Source organism: Sphingomonas sp. AP4-R1, from assembly GCF_013113735.1.
Taxonomy (GTDB): Bacteria; Pseudomonadota; Alphaproteobacteria; order Sphingomonadales; family Sphingomonadaceae; genus Sphingomonas_I.
In genome coordinates this window covers 3,972,170-3,988,601 of the sequence record NZ_CP053346.1, presented here as the reverse complement: position 1 = coordinate 3,988,601, position 16,432 = coordinate 3,972,170, and the positions used below count along the sequence as shown (strand labels likewise).

The following is a 16,432-nucleotide window of genomic DNA, read 5'->3' as shown; positions in this document are numbered from 1 at the left end:
GCCCCTCCCGCTTGCGGGAGGGGTTGGGGGTGGGCTTGCTACGGTAGGGGTGGATGCCCACCCCCGGCCCCTCCCGCAAGCGGGAGGGGAGAATCAGGTCAGGCCGCGACCTCGAACGGGTCGAGGCCGGCGAGGCGCATCGCCGGTTTCGGGCTGGAGATCTTGCGCGGCGGAAAGCCCGCGACCGCCTTCGCCATCGCCGCGATATGCGGGGGCGTGGAGCCGCAGCAGCCGCCGACGACGTTGACCAGACCCTGCTCCACCCATTCGCGGATGAAGCCGCCGGTCGTCTCGGGCAATTCGTCATAGGCGCCGAGATCGTTGGGAAGCCCCGCATTCGGATAGATCATCACCAAAGCGTCCGCGATCTGCGAGATCACCTGCACGTGCGGGCGGAGCAAGTCTGCACCGAACGCGCAGTTCAGCCCGATCGTGAGCGGGCGCGCATGGCGCACGCTCGACCAGAAAGCCTCGACCGAATGGCCCGAGAGATTGCGGCCGGACATGTCGGTGACGGTCATCGAGATCATCACGGGGATCTCTGTGCCGCGCTCCTCCTCGACCTCCTTCACGGCCATGATCGCGGCCTTGCAGTTGAGCGTGTCGAACACGGTCTCGATCAGGATGAAGTCGGCGCCGCCATCCAGCAGGGCGCCGGCCTGATCCTTGTACACGTCCTTGAGGACATCATACTCGATCGCGCGATAGCCCGGATCGTTCACGTCGGGCGAGAGCGACAGCGTCTTGTTGGTGGGCCCGATCGCGCCCGCCACGAAGCGGGGACGGCCATCCTTCGCGGCATAATCGTCGGCCGCCTTGCGCGCGATCGCGGCGGCGGCGAGGTTCATCTCGCGGACGAGATGGACCGCCGCATAATCCTCCTGGCTGATCGTGTTCGCGTTGAACGTGTTGGTGGAGACGATGTCCGAACCCGCATCCAGATATTGGCGCGTGATCGCGTCCACCACGTCCGGCCGGGTCAGCACGAGCAGATCGTTATTGCCCTTCTGATCCAGCTTCAGATCGTAGGTGCCGCGATAATCGGCCTCCTGCAGCTTGTAGGTCTGGATCATCGTGCCGAACGCGCCATCGGTGATCAGCACGCGCTTGGCGGCTTCGGCCCGGAAGACGGCGGAGGCGGGGGAGGGGGTCATGGTCCGTTTCCTTGTCACCGCTTGGTTCGAGCAGCTTCGAGCGAAGCCGAGAAGCGTCCGTCGAGAACTTCTCGACTACGATCTCGGCAGGCTCGATCTCCGCTCGAAGCAAACGGAGGTGAGTTTTACGCCGCCGCTTCCAGCGTTCCGCCCGCCTTGGCCGGGCGTTTCCCCAGCAGGTGGCAGATCGCATAAGCGAGTTCGGCGCGGTTGAGCGTGTAGAAGTGGAACTGGCGGACGCCGCCCGCATAGAGCTTGCGGCACAGCTCGGCCGCGATCGTGGCCGCCACCAGCTGGCGGGCGGCGGCATGATCCTCCAGCCCGTCGAACAGGCGCGCCATCCATTCGGGCACGTCCGTATTGCACATCGCCGCCATCCGGCTGGTCGCCGCGAAGGTGGAGACGGGCATGATGCCGGGCACGATCTCCGCATCGATGCCGGCCGCCGCCGCCGCATCGCGGAAACGGAAGAAGGTTTCGGGCGAGAAGAAGAATTGGGTGATCGCGCGATCCGCGCCCGCATCGATCTTGCGCTTCAGATTGTCGAGATCGGCCTGCGGATCGGCCGAATCCGGATGGCATTCGGGGTAGGCCGCGACCGAAATCTCGAACGGGGCGATCGCCTTGAGCCCGGCCGTCAGCGCGGCCGCATTCTCATAGCCGCCGGGATGGCTGGCGAACTTCTCGCCCGCGCGCGGCGGATCGCCCCGCAGCGCCACGATATGGCGCACGCCGGCATCCCAATAATCGCGCGCGATCTGGTCGATCTCGTCCTTCGTGGCCTCGACGCAAGTGAGGTGCGCGGCGGCGGGAATGCCCGTCTCGCGCACGATCCGCGCGACCGTCTGGTGCGTGCGCTCGCGCGTGGAGCCGCCCGCGCCGTAGGTGACGGAGACGAAGCGCGGGCCGAGCGGTGCGAGCGTCTGGATCGCGCTCCAGAGCGTCTCTTCCATCTTCTCCGTCTTGGGCGGGAAGAATTCGAACGACACGCCGATATCGCCCGCGACATCGGCATAAAGCGGCGCCGACAGCGCGCTCTGCGCCTCGTGCAGCTGGCTCAACGAAAGTCCCATCACGCAACGGCCTTCAGGTGGCGGCTCTCCGGGCGACGCTGCCCGAGCCAGAGTTTCACGGTAAGCTCCCCGCCGCCCAGTTCGCGGGAGGCGGCCAGAGCGAGCCCGGCGGCGGCGAACCAGCCTTCGATCTGCCCGTCGTCGAAGCCGAGACGGACATGGGCATCGCGCTCGCGCAGGTCCTCGCGGTCATGCGCGGCGAAATCGACGATCAGCAGGCGCCCGTCATCGCCCAGGGTGCGCGCGCCCTCGGCGATCGCGGCGGCGGGGGCCTGTGCATAATGGAGTACCTGATGGAGCACGACCGTATCGGCGCCGCCATCGGGGACGGGCAGGGCATACATGTCGCCCTGGCGCAGCTCGGCGCGCGACTGGCCGTCGGGCGCGACCTTGGCGCGGGCGAGGCGGAGCATCTCCGGGCTGCGATCGATGCCGACCGCGCTCGTGGCGCGATCGATCAGCAATTCGATCATCCGGCCCGTGCCCGTGCCGATATCGACGAGGCGGCCGAGCGGATGATCGCCGAGCAGATCGAGGATCGCGCCTTCCACCTGCGCCTCCGCCACATGGAGCGAGCGGATCGCGTCCCAATCGGCGGCGCGGCTGTCGAAATAGGCTTCGGCCGAGGCCATGCGATCGGCGCGGACGGCGGCGAGGCGCGCGGCATCGGCGATCGCCCAGCGCTCTGCGGCGGGATCGTCCCAGCCATCGATCGCGGCGAGCAGCGGGCTTTCGCGCGCGGCCGAGCCGAGGCCGAGGAAGATCCAGCTGCCCTCACGCCTGCGATCGCACAGATCGGCATCGGCGAGGATCTTCACATGACGCGAAACGCGGGGCTGGCTTTGGCCGAGAACCTGCGCCAATTCGCCGACCGACAATTCCATCTGGCGCAGCAATGCGACGATCCGCAGCCTTGTCGGATCGGCGAGCGCGCGGAAAACGGCGAGGGGCGCGGGCATCGTCCTGAAAATCCGTTGAAAAGCTCGTTGAAATCAAGACATAAAGATTTCTTTATATGTGGTCAAGAGCTTGTCCGGTGACGAGGGCTATGGCAGCGCCGGAGCATGAGCTCCCCCCGCCCGACTCCGCTGATCGCAGCGCTTTCCCTTTCGCTTCTGGCCGGCGGCTGCGCCACCGTGCCGGGACAGGACCGGCTCGCCCAGCGCGACCCGCTCGAAAAGTTCAATCGCGGCGTGTGGGGCGTCAACATGGCGGCCGACAAGGTCATCATCAAACCCGCCTCGACCGTCTATCGCACGGTGACGCCCAAGCCGCTGCGCAGCGGCTTCAGCAACTTCTTCAACAACGTGACCGAGCCCTGGTCGTTCGTGAACAACATGCTCCAGGGCAAGCCGAAGCGGGCGGTCCACAATCTCGGCCGCTTCGCGCTGAACACCACGCTGGGTCTCGGCGGCCTGTTCGACGTGGCGAGCAAGAAGGGCATCACGCCCGCTTACGAGGATTTCGGGCAGACGCTGGCGCGCTGGGGCGTGAATGGCGGGCCCTATCTGGTGCTGCCGCTGCTGGGGCCATCTACGCTGCGTGACGGCGTGGGATCGGTCGTGGCCTGGGGCGCCGATCCGGTGAATATCGGCATCCGCGAGGCGGATATCCCGAACACGGCCGCGCTCGCCTATCGTGGCGCCTACATCGTCAATGCGCGCACGCAGCTGACCGAGAGCGGGGGCGACGCGTTCCTGAAGAGCAGCCTCGATCCCTATGCGTCGGCGCGTTCGGCCTACCTCCAGCGTCGCCGCGCGGCGATCCTGGATCAGGAGGATTCGGCCGACGCGGGGCCGCCGGACGACGATGCGGCCGCCTCCGCCATGGACGCCAATGCGGCAGGGCCGGCCGATCCGGTCGACGCGGCGGCACCGGCCGCGTCTCCCGCCGGAACGCCTTCGGAACCGGCGCCGGCCGTAGCGCCGACCCCGGCCGAGCCGGCCCCGATCGCCCCGGCCACTCCCACGGCACCGGCCGAACCGCCCAAGTGATCCGTCCGCTTTCGTTGGGTCTGGCGCTGCTGCTGATCGGCGGTTGTCATCGCGCGAAGACCGACGCGATCCCGTCCGACGCGGCCGCCGAGGCGCAGGCCCGCACCTCCGCCAAGGCGCAGGCCGATATCGCGGCGGCGGAGCAGGCGGCGGGTTCACCGCTGCCGGTATCCGCGCGGAAGGCGAAGGTGGTGGAGGCCGCTGACAAGGCCGCGCCTGCCAAGGCGGATGCGGATTCGGCCGACGACAATGGCGCGCCCGATGTCTCGCTGAACGAGGCGTCTTCCCGCTGAACTGCTTCATCCTCCCCCGCCAGGCGGGGGTGGCGCCGAAGGCGACGGAGGGGGCGGTCAGCGACCGCTCTGCTTCCTCCCCCTCCGTCAGGCTACGCCTGCCACCTCCCCCTGGCGGGGGAGGATGATGAAAGTGGCAACCGACCCTCCCCAAACGACAGATATACACAGGTTCGTGACGTGCCGACGCGGGATGGCGTTGGTGAAGCCGCTCCGCTCGGCTACAGGCGCGGGATGCAACAGCCGGTCCGCATCTCCCCCTCGATCCTTTCCGCCGATTTCGCCAGATTGGGCGAGGAGGTGCGCGCGATCGACGCCGCCGGCGCGGACTGGATCCATGTCGACGTGATGGACGGCCATTTCGTGCCCAACATCACGATCGGCCCGGCGGTGGTGAAGGCGTTGCGCCCGCACACGACCAAGCCGTTCGACGTCCACCTGATGATCTCGCCGGTCGATTCCTATCTGGAGGCCTTTGCCGAGGCCGGCGCGGACACGATCACCTTCCATCCCGAAGCGGGACCGCACGCGCATCGCACCGTCCAGCGGATCAAGTCGCTCGGCAAGCGCGCGGGCATCTCGCTCAATCCCGCCACGCCCGCCAAGATGCTCGATTATCTGCTGGAGGATATCGATCTGGTGCTGGTGATGAGCGTCAATCCCGGCTTCGGCGGGCAGAGCTTCATCGAGAGCCAGCTCCGCAAGATCGAGGCGATCCGGAAGTCGATCGACAAGCTCGGCAAGCCGATCGACCTGGAAGTGGATGGCGGGATCGACGCCAGGACCGCGCCGCGCGTGATCGCGGCCGGCGCCGACGCGCTCGTGGCGGGCACGGCCACCTTCCGCGGCGGTCCCGACGCCTATGCGGCCAACATTGCGGGCCTTCGCGGGGCCTGATGGCCAAGGGCAAGGATGACGGCGAGAGCGGGCGCGACGTCGAGAAGCGACGGCTGCGCGGTGACGGCACGCGCGGGCTCTCGCTCACGGAGCGGATGAACCATCGGCTGCAGCGGCTCGCCTGGCGTTCGCCGCTTCACAAGATGCGGCTGAACGGGCGCTATCCGCTCCAGCTGATCGACGTGCCGGCCGATCCCATCCCTGGCCGCCCGCGCGCGGGCAAGGCATTGATCGAGGGCGCGATGCTGTTCGGGCAGGAGCGCGTGCCGCTGGATGGCCTGTCGCGCGGCGGGAACAGCGCGGGCTTCGTCGATTATCGCCACGGTTTCGGCTGGCTGCGCGATCTCGCCGCCGCCGTGCCGCGCGAGGACGGGGCGGAGATCGCGGAAAAGATCACGCAAGGCTGGCTCGCCGAGCATGCGCGCACCGTCGCCGATCCGGCGTGGCGCCCCGATCTGTGGGGGCGGCGCATCCTGATGTGGACGGCCTATGCGCCCTATCTGCTCAGCTCGCGCGACGAGGCGCTGCGGACATCCTTGCTCAACACGCTGGCGCGGGGCGCGCGGCATCTGGATCGCGCGGCCGAGAGCGTGCCGCAGGGCGTGCCGCGCATCGCCGCCTGGTGCGGCGTGATCGCGGCGGGCCTGCTGATTCCCGGCGGCGATCTGCGCGTGGCGCATGGCGAGGCGGGGCTGGCCCGCGCGCTGACGCAGGCGCTGCACGACGATGGCGGGCTCGCCGCGCGCGTGCCGGCGATGCAGCTCGATCTGGTCGAGCTGATGGCGCAGCTGCGCGCGGTCTATGAAGTGCGCGCGCGGCCGATGCCCGAGGTGATTTCCGGCCCGATCGCCAAGTCGGTGTCGGCGCTGGCGAGTGTGGTGCTGGGCGATGGTGCGCTCTCCGCGTGGCAGGGCGGCGGCCCCAATGGCGCGCGCGCCGTGGCATCCGCGATCGTGGCGACGGGCGTGCGTCCCGACACGGCCACGCCCGCGCGCGACTGGGGCTATCAGCGGCTGGAAGCGGGCGAGGCTCGCCTCGTGATGGATGCGGCCCCTCCGCCTTCGGGCGCGATGATCCGGGGCGGTTGCGCCTCGACGCTGGCCTTCGAATTTTCGGAGGGCGCGCAGCGGATCGTCGTCAATTGCGGGGGATCACCCGGCCTTCCGGCCGAGCTGGCGCAGGGGCTGCGGACGACCGCCGCCCATTCCACGCTGACGCTGGCCGATACCAACAGCACCGCGCTGCACGAGGATGGCTCGCTCGGGCGCGGTGTCGCCGAAGTGGAGCTGGAGCGGAGCGAGGCGCGCGAGGGGCTGATGCTCAGCGCCTCGCATGACGGCTATGTTCGCCGCCACGGCTTCCGCCACGAGCGCACCCTGCTGCTGTCGCCCGACGGGCGGACGCTGGCGGGCGAGGATCGGCTGGTGCCCGAGGGGCGCCGGCGCGGGCTGGCGGCGACGCCGTTCGTGATCCGCTTCCATCTCGGCTTCGGGCTCGAGACGGTGCTGACCGCCGACGCGCACGGTGCGCTGATCCGCCCGCCCGAAGGCGGCGCCTGGCAATTCCGCGCCGAGGCGGGGACGCTCTCGCTGGAGCCCAGCGTCTGGATCGATTCGCTCGGCCGCCCACGCGTGACGCAGGCGCTGGCGATCGCGGGCGAGACGCCGCCCGACGGCGCCGCGCTCGGCTGGTCTTTCCGGCGCGTGCGATAGGCCGTCACCCGCCCGTCGCGCTGGCCTCGATCGAAATCGGGCACTAAGCTCCCATCCGATAACCGACCCAACGACTTGAACCACAGGATGCCCCCTTGCCGATGAAGCGTCTCCGTAAAGCCGCCCTCCTGATCGCCGCGAGCGGCCTCGTCGTCCTGCCCGGCAAGGCGGCCGCGCCGCCCTTCGATACGCAGGCCAAGGTCGCCTACATGGTCGATCTGTCATCCGGCGCCACGCTCTATTCGAAGGAGGCGGATCTGAAGATGCCGCCGGCGTCGCTGGCGAAGATGATGACGGTCTATGTCACCTTCGATCTGGTGAAGCAGGGCAAGCTCAAGCTCTCCGACATGGTGACGGTGGCGCCCGAGACGTGGCGCAAGTGGCACGGGCCCGCAGCGGGATCGACCATGTTCCTGTCGGCCGGCGAGCAGGTGTCGGTCGCGAACCTGCTGTTCGGCATCGTGACGCTGTCCGGCAACGACGCCTGCGTCGTGCTGGCCGAGCATATCGCGGGCACAGAGCCGGCGTTCGTGGCGATGATGAACCAGAAGGCCAAGGAGATCGGCCTCAACAACAGCCATTTCGGCACGTCCAACGGCTGGCCCGATAACGGCGTCACCTACGTCACCGCGCGCGACCTCGCGACGCTGGCGACGGCGACGATCCAGAACTTCCCGGACATGTACAAGACCTTCTACAGCCGCCCCAATTTCACCTGGGGCAAGACGCTGGGATCGGGCGCGGACATCACGCAGGCGAACCGCGATCCGCTGCTCGGCCGCGTGGCGGGCGCCGATGGCCTGAAGACGGGCCATACCGAGGAAGCGGGCTACGGCTTTACCGGCTCCGCGATCCAGAACGGGCGCCGCCTGGTGATGGTGCTGGCGGGGCTCAACTCGTTCAATGGGCGCATCACGGAATCGGTCTCGTTCATGAACTGGGGCTTCCGCGCCTGGCAGTCCAAGCCGCTGTTCGCGGCGGGCAAGCAGGTGGACAAGGCGCCGGTGCAGCTGGGCGACGCCAACGAGGTGGGGCTGGTCGCGCCCAAGGATCTGACCGTGACGATCCCGGCGGGGCTCGATTCCACCGTGAAGCTGTCGGTCGCCTATACCGGCCCGCTTAAGGCGCCGATCAAGAAGGGCGATCATGTCGCCGATCTGATCGCGCGCACCGGCGACGGGCCGCCGCAGGTGATGCCGCTGGTCGCCGCCTCCGACGTGGGCGCGGCGGGCTTCTTCGGCCATATCGGCAACGGCGTGCACCGGCTGTTCGGGGGACAGTGATCCCCGGACGCTTCATCAGCCTCGAAGGCGGGGAAGGGGTCGGCAAATCGACCCAGTCGCGTGCGCTGGCGGCGGCGTTGCGCGCGCGTGGGCTCGAGGTGATCGAGACGCGCGAGCCGGGCGGCAGCCCCGGCGCCGAGGCGATCCGCACGCTGCTCTTGGAGGGCGCGGGCGACCGCTGGACGGCCGAGGCGGAAGCCCTGCTGTTCGCGGCGGCGCGCGCGGACCATATCGCGCGCACGATCCGGCCGGCGGTGGCGCGCGGCGCGTGGGTGATCTGCGATCGCTATGTCGACAGCTCGATCGCCTATCAGGGCGGCGCCGACGGCCTGGGTGAAGAGGCGATCCGCACGCTGCACGGGATCGGCAGCGGCGGGTATCTGCCCGACCGCACCTTGCTGCTGGCCTTGCCGGGCGAGGAGGCAGCGGCGCGCGAGGCCGCGCGCGACGCGGGCAAGCCCGATCGCTTCGGCGCGCGCGACGCCAGCTATCATGCGGCGGTGGCGCAGACCTTTCGGCGCCTGGCCGAGGCCAATCCGGTGCGCTGGCGGATCGTGGACGCCACCGGCACGGCCGAGACGGTGACGGCGCGGCTGGTGGATGCGATCGAGGATCTGGCGTGAGCCTGTTCGGGCATCAGGCCGAGGTGGAGACGTTTCGCGAGGCGGTGCTCTCCGATCGGCTGCATCATGCCTGGCTGCTGACCGGACCCGAGGGCGTGGGCAAGGGCACGTTCGCGCGCGCGGCGGCGCTCTGGATGCTGGCGCGCGCGGCCGGGCCCGAACCCGTGGGTGCGGGGTTCGAAGTCGATCCCCAGCACCGTGTCGCGCATCTGTTCGAGGCGGGATCGCATCCGGATTTCAGGATGTTGGCGCGGCTGACTAAAGATAAATTGGAGGAACTGGCGCGCTCCATCTCGATCGATCAGGTCCGCACGCTCCAGCCGATGTTCGCCACCTCGCCCAGCCTTTCGGCGCGGCGCGTGGTGCTGATCGACGCGGTCGACGATCTGGAGCGGTCGGGCGCCAACGCCCTTCTCAAGAATCTGGAGGAGCCGCCCACCGGCACGATCTTCCTGCTGGTGAGCCATGCCCCCGGCCGCCTGCTGCCGACGATCCGATCGCGCTGTCGCCTGCTCCGCTTCTCCACGCTGGAGGATGCCGACAGCGCGCGCGTGCTGCGGGCGGCGCTGCCGGAGAGCGACAGCGGCGAGATCACGACGCTGACCGCGATCGCGCAGGGCGCGCCGGGACAGGCGCTGCGCTTCGCCGGGCTCGATATCGCCGGGCTGGATCGCGCGATCGACCGGATTGCGCGGGAAGGGGACGCGACCGGCCTCCAGCGGCTGGCGCTGGCCAAGCAGCTTTCGGGCAAGGCCGCGCAGGCGCGCTACGAGGCCTTTCTGGAGCGCGCGCCGGGCCGGATCGCGGCGGCGGCGCGCGAGGGCGGCGATATTGAGGGCAAGGTGGCGCTGTGGACTCAGGCGCGCGGGATCGCCGATGGCGCGGTGCGGCTGAGCATGGATCCGCAGACGACCGTGTTCGAGGTGGCGGGGCTGCTGGCGAAGCTGGCGGGATAGTCTTCCGAAGCCGTCACCCCGGATCCTTCGGCAGGCTCAGGACAGGCTTGATCCGGGGTCCCGCTGCCTTTCGGACCGGGACGAGAAGAAGAAGCGGGATCCCGGATCACGTCCGGGATGACGAGGATGATGGCGCACGCTCCACCTTCCCCGATCGCGCATCAGCCTCTAGAGCGCGCGGATGGCAGACCCTTTCTACATCACCACCGCGATCAGCTATCCCAATGGCGCCCCTCACATCGGGCATGCCTATGAGGCGATCGCGACCGATGCGATCGCGCGTTACCAGCGGCTGGCGGGGCGCGACGTGCTGTTCACCACCGGCACGGACGAGCATGGCCTGAAGATGGCGCAGGCGGCGCGCAACCGGGGGATCACCCCCCTTGCGCTGGCCGATGAAATGTCCTCCCAATTCAGGCGGATGGATGAGATGTTGAACATCTCGTTCGATCGCTTCATCCGCACCACCGAGCCCGATCATTACGAAGCCAGCCAGGCGATCTGGCGCGCGATGGTGGCCAAGGGCGACATCTATGCCGGCCGCTACGAGGGCTGGTATTCGATCCGCGACGAGGCCTTCTATGGCGAGGAGGAACTGACCGAAGGCGAGGGCGGCGTGAAGCTCTCGCCGCAGGGCACGCCCGTCGAATGGACGGTCGAGGAAAGCTGGTTCTTCAAGCTCTCGGCTTATGGCGACAAGCTGATCGAACTCTATGAGAACAATCCGGATTTCATTCGTCCCGAAGGTCGTCGCAACGAAGTGATGAGCTTCGTGAAGGGCGGGCTGGCGGATCTCTCCGTCTCGCGCACCAGCTTCGACTGGGGCGTGCCGGTGCCGGATGCGCCGGGCCATGTGATGTATGTGTGGGTCGATGCGCTGACCAACTATCTCACCAGCACCGGCTACCCCGATCGCGGCGCACCCCATGCGCGCTTCTGGGATGCGGGCGCCACGCACATCATCGGCAAGGATATCGTCCGCTTCCACGCCGTTTACTGGCCGGCCTTCCTGATGTCGGCGGATCTGCCGTTGCCCAAACAGGTGTTCGGCCACGGCTTCCTGCTCAATCGGGGCGAGAAGATGTCGAAGTCGGTCGGCAATGTCGTCGATCCGATCGGCATGGCCGAAACCTACGGCGTCGATCAGCTGCGCTATTTCCTGCTGCGCGAAGTGAGCTTCGGGCAGGACGGCAGCTACAGCCATGAGGCGATCGTCACGCGCTGCAACGCCGACCTCGCCAACGGTCTCGGCAATCTGGCGCAGCGCTGCCTGAGCATCATCGCCAAGAATGGCGGCGGCATCGTGCCCGAGCATGGCGCACTGACACCTGCCGACGAGGCGCTGCTGGCCGATCTGCGGACGGCCGCCGAGGAAGCGGGCAAGGCGATGGAGGAGTTCGCGCTCCACAATGCGCTGGCCGCGATCTGGGGCGGCGTGTCGGCCGCGAACGTCTATTTCGCCGAGCAGGCGCCCTGGTCGCTGCGGAAGACCGATCCGGCTGCCGCCGATCGCGTCCTTTACGTGACGGCCGAGGCGATCCGCCAACTCGCCATCCTCGTGCGCTGGGCCATTCCGGCGAGCGCCGATGCGATGCTGGATCAGCTCGCCCAGCCCGAAGATGCCCGCGATTTCGCGGCCTTGGCGCGCCCGCTGGCCTCGGCTACTATTTTGCCGCCGCCGCAGGGCATCTTTCCGCGCTGGGTGGAGCCGACCTCACCGGCGTGATGCTCGAGGGGCGGATGTTGCGAGAGGGGTTGTTCGTCATATCATGATTGAGGCTATCGACTGGACGCGCCCGTGCGTCCTTCACGCCCGGTCCGACGTCGGATCGGAAATGTTCTTCGATTTCGAGACGCTGGGTGAAGGCCCGCTTTCGGAGATGGTCGCCAAGGTCGTCGCGATGAGCCCCGCCGAGCGGGCGCGCGTGATCGTGGACGTGGTGGGGCAGGGCAATCTGACCGTGGCTCAGGTGCTGGCCCTGGCGGAACGCCCGGATTTTCCCGGCGCCTGAGTCTTTTGGAGGCTGCTTCAGCGGAGCTGAAGCAGCGGCCGCACCAGCCCGCTCCCCCACCCGACCTCCCATAAGATACTGCCGTTGGGAGGCCGGGTGGGGGAGCGGGCTGGTGCGGCCTCCCACGAAGTGGATCAAAACGCCAAGAAGGCGGGTGACGTTCGGCGTCGTCCGCCTTATTTCGGCTGGCGATGTTGATCGATAGCCACTGCCACCTGAACTATAAGGGCCTGATCGAGGAGCAGCCCGCCGTGCTGGCGCGCGCGCGTGCGCGCGGCGTGACGGGGATGCTCAATATCTCGACGCGCGAAAGCGAATGGGGCGACGTGATCGCGACGGCCGAGCGCGAGCCCGACGTGTGGGCCTCGGTCGGCATCCATCCGCATGAGGCGGATACGCATCCCGACATGCACGCCCGGCGCCTGATCGAGGCGGCCGCACACCCCAAGGTGATCGGGATCGGCGAAAGCGGGCTCGATTATTATTACGACCATTCGGATCGCGACCGCCAGAAAGCGAGCTTCCGCGCGCATATCGAGGCCGCGCGCGAGACGGGCCTGCCGATCATCATTCACACGCGCGATGCGGAGGAGGATACGTTCGCGATCCTGAGCGAGGAAATGGGGAAGGGGGCCTTCCCCGCTTTGATCCACTGCTTCACCGCGAACGCCGATTTCGGCGCCAAAGTGCTGGATCTGGGCCTTTATATCTCGATCTCGGGCATCGTGACCTTCAAGAATGCCAAGGATTTGCAGGCCACGGCTGCGATCGTGCCGGAAGATCGCCTGCTGGTGGAAACCGATGCGCCGTTCCTGGCGCCGGTGCCGCACCGGGGCAAGACCGGCGAGCCGTCCTTCGTGGTGGATACGACGGCGTTCCTCGCGCAATTGCGCGGCACCGACGCGGAGAGCCTGAGCGCGGCGACGGCGGCCAACTTCTTCCGCCTGTTCACGAAAGCCACCTCAGGACCTGCGGCGTGAAGGCGGTCATGCTGGGCAGCGGCACGTCCTCGGGCGTTCCGCGCATCGGCAATGATTGGGGCGCGTGCGATCCCACGGATCCGCGCAACCGGCGCACGCGCGCGTCGATCGCGGTGATGAGCGCGACGACGACGATCCTCGTCGACAGCGGGCCGGACATGCGGATCCAGCTGCTGGCGGCGGACATCGGCGCGATCGATGCGGTGATCTGGACGCACGAACATGCCGATCACACGCACGGCATCGACGATCTGCGCCAGCTCTTCCATGCGCGCGGCGCGCCGATCCCGGGCTATGGCAATGCCGAGACGCTGGCGACGCTGAAGGAGCGCTTCGGCTATGTGTTCGCGGGCCGATCGGTCTATCCGGCGTCCGCCAGCGCGAACCTGCTGGAGCCCGACGCGATGATCGGCGACATCCGCATCCGCAGCGTGGAAATGCCGCACGGCGAGATCATGACGCTGGGCCTGCGCTTCGAACATGGTGGCAGGAGCATCGGCTATGCCACCGATTTTCATGTCATCACGCCGGAGATGGACGCGCTGTTCGCAGGGCTCGACGTGTGGATCGTCGACGCGCTGCGCCGCAAGCCGCATCTGACGCATCCGCATCTGGCGATGACGCTGGAGGCGATCGAGCGGCTGAAGCCCGGTCGCGCGATCCTGACGCACATGGACCAGAGCATGGACTATGCAACGCTGGCGGCCGAACTGCCGACCGGCGTCGAGCCCGGTCATGACGGGCTGGTCGCGGTGGCGGCGTGAACGAGAGCATGATCCTGTCGCTGATCGCGGGCGCGATGGTGCTCGTGCTGCTGGTCGGCAATCTCACGCGGCGGAACATGAAACCGGGCGAGAGCCTGAAGCTGGCGCTGATCTGGATCGCGATCATCGGAGTGGCGACCGTGGCGGTGACGCTGATCCAGCGCCAACTCTGATCCGGATTTTACATAATATATATTATCGAGATGAAAGATCGCGCTGGAGGCGCGCTTTCGTCTGTCGATACGCCGATGTCGCCCCTGCCGTCTTTCTCAGTCCGTTTGCACTGAGCTTGTCGAAGTGCGGTCCTTTCTTTGTGCCGTCGAATAAGAAGAACGGTGCTTCGACAGGCTCAGTACGAGCGGGTTTCGATAACTCCGATTAGCTCCAGACCGGCGGCGTGCCGATAAAGTCCCGCAGCGCCGTGCCGACGATGCGAAGCCGCGCCGATGGCTGGGCCAGCGCGCGCAACAGCCAGACGCCGGTGGGCTCGGCATTCCAGGGCTCGCCATCCAGGTCCAGCCGCTGCAGGCGCCCGGCCTGCACATCCGGCCCGACCACCCAGTCCGCCAGAAACGCGATGCCCATGCCGGCCAGCGCCGCCAGTCGCATCGCCTCGAAATCATCGCAGCGGAACATGACCGGGCTGATCGCCTCCGCGCCGCCGGGTTTGCAGGCGACATCGCTCCACCCCAGCAGATCGGCGCCGTGGAGCTTGTCGATCAGGCGATGCCCGGCAAGGTCGGCCACCGTCTGCGGGCGGCCGGCGCGATCGAGATAATCGCCGGTGGCCACGAGCAAACGGCGTTGATCGGCCAGCTTGGACGCGATCAACGTACTGTCGGTCAGCCGGCCGATGCGGATGACGGCGTCCAGCCGCTCCAGCACGGGATCCGCCAGCCGCTCGGTCAGGTCCAGTTCGACCGTCAGCTGCGGATGATCGGCCATCACCCGCTCCAGCGCGGGGATCACGTATCGCTTGCCGAAGGTCGGGAAGCAGGCCAGCCGGAGCGTGCCGCCGATCGTGCCGCTGAAGGCGGACACCTCCGCATGCGTATCGGTCAGCTGATCGAGCAAGGGTTGCGCGCGCTCCAGCAGCCGCTCGCCCGCCTCCGTCATCGTCAGCGCGCGCGTGGAGCGAACGAGCAAAGGCACGCCGAGCGAAAATTCGAGCGCGTCGATCTGGCGCACCACGGCTGAGGGCGTCTGCCCTCGCCTGCGCCCTGCTCCTGAAAAGCTGCCATGCCGCACGACCTCGACGAACACCGCGAGATGCTCGGCAAAGCGGACATCCTTCATATGCGCTCCATCTTTGCCAAAAGCGCAAAGCCGTTTGCGAAAGAGCGTGCGTTATCATCGCCCGCCTGTCGAGCCATCTCCTGTCCAGCGACGAGGCACCCCGCCTCCCCGCTCCCCGAGCCAAAGGACATGACGATGAAAATCCTCGACCAGATCCTCTCCCAGTCCGCTTATTCGCACGCGATCGACGTGCCGCTGGCGCAGATCGATATCGCCGACTGGCTGTTCACGCTGCCGGAGGCTGAATATCTGCGCTGCTGCGTGCCCGATCATATCGCGGCGGGCACCACCACCACCGACGATGGCCGGCGCATGTCGATCAATGTCGAGCAGATCGGGTCCGGGCTGGTCGTCCAGCATTATGTCGCGGACGAGGCGACGCCGAGCTACGTGCGGATGAACTCGATTTCGGACGTGTTCACCACCAACGGGCGCACGCAGGTGAACGTCGTGTGGGAGCTGATCGCCGAGGATGCGGGCAACGGGCGGACGCTCTACACCAATCGCGTGACGGCCCACCCGACCGATGCGTTCATGGACTTCCTCGACCAGCATGGCATCGCATTTGCCGATGCGGCCGCCGCGCGTCAGGAAGCCGGCGCGGATCACAATCGTCGCGAAACCCCGATGTTTGCCGAGAGCATCGCCCGGCGCGCCAAGGCGAACGCCCACGCCTGAGCGGGCATGTCGGCACGACGCGACGGCTGCCCGGAGATGGCGGCCGTCGCGATCCTGTCGATGATGTTATGCCATGCGACTGGCGCGTGGTGCGCGGTTCACCTTCACGGTGAGAATGATCGTGGAGATGGCGAAGTAGAAGGCACCGAAGCCCGCATAAGGCGCCACCGTGGCGACACCGACGGGGGCCGCCGGATCGATCGCCTGGATCAGGAAATGCGCGCCGGCGAGCGCGGACTGGCCACCGCTCAGGATCATCGGCCATTGCGCGCCGGTCGAGCGCCAGCGGCGGACGCCCGTGGCCAGTTGCAGCAGCCCGGCCAGCGCCGCCCACACCCCGATCACGCCGATCGCCGCGTGGAAATCGGGTGCGGAGCGGACGGTCACGGCGATGGCGATCGTCACGATCGCACTCACCACGGCGTTGAACGCCTGCGTGGAATTGGCGCCGAATCCGCCATTGCGGCGCGCGTCATAGATATTCGCGACGCAGTCCCACGCCGGATAGAGCAGCAGCAAGGCGATCGCGGCGGGCGGCGAGGTCTTGCCGATCGTGAAGGCCAGACCGACCCAGACGGCCGAAACCAGCGCGCGGGTGAGATAATAGCCGCGCAACCAATGATCCGTGGCGCCGGTGGATGGGGTGGTTATGGTCGTCATCCTTTCGTGATGGAGAGCGGACGTGCGTCATCGATCGGGATCACACGATCCCGCTGC

General features: G+C 67.8%; 18 protein-coding genes. 13 read left to right on the top strand and 5 right to left on the bottom strand.

Features of this window, described 5'->3' with window-relative positions; all coding sequences use genetic code 11:
• Positions 1-98 precede the first annotated feature (98 nt).
• The 3 genes from HL653_RS18205 to HL653_RS18195 all read right to left on the bottom strand — a co-directional run bounded on the left by HL653_RS18205 (position 99) and on the right by HL653_RS18195 (position 3,186).
• Positions 99-1,154 carry a homocysteine S-methyltransferase family protein gene (locus tag HL653_RS18205; RefSeq protein WP_171745763.1) on the bottom strand — a complete coding sequence of 352 codons (1,056 nt, stop codon included), beginning with the start codon at positions 1,152-1,154 and terminating at the stop codon, positions 99-101.
• 125 nt (positions 1,155-1,279) lie between these two features.
• Positions 1,280-2,227 (bottom strand): methylenetetrahydrofolate reductase, encoded by a 948-nt coding sequence (gene metF / locus HL653_RS18200; RefSeq protein WP_171745762.1) that lies wholly within the window; start codon positions 2,225-2,227, stop codon positions 1,280-1,282.
• Positions 2,227-3,186 (bottom strand): metalloregulator ArsR/SmtB family transcription factor, encoded by a 960-nt coding sequence (locus HL653_RS18195; RefSeq protein WP_171745761.1) that lies wholly within the window; start codon positions 3,184-3,186, stop codon positions 2,227-2,229. The genes metF and HL653_RS18195 overlap by 1 nt, the downstream gene beginning before the upstream one ends.
• A 105-nt stretch (positions 3,187-3,291) precedes the next feature.
• Here HL653_RS18195 and HL653_RS24505 point away from each other — a divergent pair, with 105 nt between their 5' ends.
• The 12 genes from HL653_RS24505 (at position 3,292) to HL653_RS18135 (ending at position 13,914) form a co-directional block, all read left to right on the top strand.
• Positions 3,292-4,221, top strand: coding sequence for a VacJ family lipoprotein (locus tag HL653_RS24505; protein WP_171745760.1), 930 nt, complete (start codon positions 3,292-3,294; stop codon positions 4,219-4,221).
• Positions 4,218-4,514 carry a hypothetical protein gene (locus tag HL653_RS18185; RefSeq protein ID WP_171745759.1) on the top strand — a complete coding sequence of 99 codons (297 nt, stop codon included), beginning with the start codon at positions 4,218-4,220 and terminating at the stop codon, positions 4,512-4,514. Before HL653_RS24505 ends, HL653_RS18185 begins: the two co-directional genes overlap by 4 nt.
• A gap of 234 nt (positions 4,515-4,748) precedes the next feature.
• Complete coding sequence (rpe, locus tag HL653_RS18180) at positions 4,749-5,411, top strand: ribulose-phosphate 3-epimerase (RefSeq protein WP_171747093.1); 663 nt, start codon at positions 4,749-4,751, stop codon at positions 5,409-5,411.
• Positions 5,411-7,123: a heparinase II/III family protein gene (locus HL653_RS18175; protein ID WP_171745758.1), complete on the top strand. Its 1,713-nt coding sequence runs from the start codon at positions 5,411-5,413 to the stop codon at positions 7,121-7,123. Before rpe ends, HL653_RS18175 begins: the two co-directional genes overlap by 1 nt.
• 101 nt (positions 7,124-7,224) lie before the next feature.
• Entirely contained in the window at positions 7,225-8,406 is a 1,182-nt protein-coding gene (locus HL653_RS18170) for a D-alanyl-D-alanine carboxypeptidase family protein (RefSeq protein WP_171745757.1), read from the top strand.
• Positions 8,406-9,029: a dTMP kinase gene (gene tmk / locus HL653_RS18165; protein WP_171747092.1), complete on the top strand. Its 624-nt coding sequence runs from the start codon at positions 8,406-8,408 to the stop codon at positions 9,027-9,029. Before HL653_RS18170 ends, tmk begins: the two co-directional genes overlap by 1 nt.
• Positions 9,026-9,985 (top strand): AAA family ATPase, encoded by a 960-nt coding sequence (locus HL653_RS18160; protein ID WP_171745756.1) that lies wholly within the window; start codon positions 9,026-9,028, stop codon positions 9,983-9,985. The genes tmk and HL653_RS18160 overlap by 4 nt, the downstream gene beginning before the upstream one ends.
• A 181-nt stretch (positions 9,986-10,166) precedes the next feature.
• Positions 10,167-11,711, top strand: coding sequence for a methionine--tRNA ligase (metG, locus tag HL653_RS18155; RefSeq protein WP_171745755.1), 1,545 nt, complete (start codon positions 10,167-10,169; stop codon positions 11,709-11,711).
• Between the two features lie 43 nt (positions 11,712-11,754).
• Positions 11,755-11,997 (top strand): hypothetical protein, encoded by a 243-nt coding sequence (locus HL653_RS18150; protein ID WP_171745754.1) that lies wholly within the window; start codon positions 11,755-11,757, stop codon positions 11,995-11,997.
• A gap of 191 nt (positions 11,998-12,188) precedes the next feature.
• Entirely contained in the window at positions 12,189-12,977 is a 789-nt protein-coding gene (locus HL653_RS18145) for a TatD family hydrolase (protein ID WP_171745753.1), read from the top strand.
• Between the two features lie 8 nt (positions 12,978-12,985).
• A complete protein-coding gene (locus HL653_RS18140; protein WP_171747091.1) occupies positions 12,986-13,741 on the top strand; it encodes an MBL fold metallo-hydrolase in 756 nt (251 codons plus the stop codon).
• Positions 13,738-13,914: a hypothetical protein gene (locus HL653_RS18135; protein WP_171745752.1), complete on the top strand. Its 177-nt coding sequence runs from the start codon at positions 13,738-13,740 to the stop codon at positions 13,912-13,914. The genes HL653_RS18140 and HL653_RS18135 overlap by 4 nt, the downstream gene beginning before the upstream one ends.
• Before the next feature lie 205 nt (positions 13,915-14,119).
• Here the strand turns inward: HL653_RS18135 and HL653_RS18130 are convergent, their stop codons facing one another.
• Positions 14,120-15,037, bottom strand: coding sequence for a LysR family transcriptional regulator (locus tag HL653_RS18130; RefSeq protein WP_171745751.1), 918 nt, complete (start codon positions 15,035-15,037; stop codon positions 14,120-14,122).
• Between the two features lie 135 nt (positions 15,038-15,172).
• Here HL653_RS18130 and HL653_RS18125 point away from each other — a divergent pair, with 135 nt between their 5' ends.
• A complete protein-coding gene (locus HL653_RS18125) occupies positions 15,173-15,715 on the top strand; it encodes a hypothetical protein (protein WP_171745750.1) in 543 nt (180 codons plus the stop codon).
• Between the two features lie 66 nt (positions 15,716-15,781).
• Here HL653_RS18125 and HL653_RS18120 read toward each other — a convergent pair whose 3' ends face one another.
• Complete coding sequence (locus HL653_RS18120; RefSeq protein WP_171745749.1) at positions 15,782-16,375, bottom strand: DUF308 domain-containing protein; 594 nt, start codon at positions 16,373-16,375, stop codon at positions 15,782-15,784.
• Positions 16,376-16,432: the final 57 nt, after the last annotated feature.

What these genes read in the sequence shown, in the direction of transcription:
- HL653_RS18205 (WP_171745763.1), bottom strand. Translation starts at nt 1,154, where the DNA reads ATGACCCCCTCCCCCGCCTCCGCCGTCTTCCGGGCCGAAGCCGCCAAG.
- metF (WP_171745762.1), bottom strand. Translation starts at nt 2,227, where the DNA reads ATGGGACTTTCGTTGAGCCAGCTGCACGAGGCGCAGAGCGCGCTGTCG.
- HL653_RS18195 (WP_171745761.1), bottom strand. Translation starts at nt 3,186, where the DNA reads ATGCCCGCGCCCCTCGCCGTTTTCCGCGCGCTCGCCGATCCGACAAGG.
- HL653_RS24505 (WP_171745760.1), top strand. Translation starts at nt 3,292, where the DNA reads ATGAGCTCCCCCCGCCCGACTCCGCTGATCGCAGCGCTTTCCCTTTCG.
- rpe (WP_171747093.1), top strand. Translation starts at nt 4,749, where the DNA reads ATGCAACAGCCGGTCCGCATCTCCCCCTCGATCCTTTCCGCCGATTTC.
- HL653_RS18175 (WP_171745758.1), top strand. Translation starts at nt 5,411, where the DNA reads ATGGCCAAGGGCAAGGATGACGGCGAGAGCGGGCGCGACGTCGAGAAG.
- HL653_RS18170 (WP_171745757.1), top strand. Translation starts at nt 7,225, where the DNA reads ATGAAGCGTCTCCGTAAAGCCGCCCTCCTGATCGCCGCGAGCGGCCTC.
- metG (WP_171745755.1), top strand. Translation starts at nt 10,167, where the DNA reads ATGGCAGACCCTTTCTACATCACCACCGCGATCAGCTATCCCAATGGC.
- HL653_RS18150 (WP_171745754.1), top strand. Translation starts at nt 11,755, where the DNA reads ATGATTGAGGCTATCGACTGGACGCGCCCGTGCGTCCTTCACGCCCGG.
- HL653_RS18145 (WP_171745753.1), top strand. Translation starts at nt 12,189, where the DNA reads ATGTTGATCGATAGCCACTGCCACCTGAACTATAAGGGCCTGATCGAG.
- HL653_RS18140 (WP_171747091.1), top strand. Translation starts at nt 12,986, where the DNA reads ATGCTGGGCAGCGGCACGTCCTCGGGCGTTCCGCGCATCGGCAATGAT.
- HL653_RS18130 (WP_171745751.1), bottom strand. Translation starts at nt 15,037, where the DNA reads ATGAAGGATGTCCGCTTTGCCGAGCATCTCGCGGTGTTCGTCGAGGTC.
- HL653_RS18125 (WP_171745750.1), top strand. Translation starts at nt 15,173, where the DNA reads ATGAAAATCCTCGACCAGATCCTCTCCCAGTCCGCTTATTCGCACGCG.
- HL653_RS18120 (WP_171745749.1), bottom strand. Translation starts at nt 16,375, where the DNA reads ATGACGACCATAACCACCCCATCCACCGGCGCCACGGATCATTGGTTG.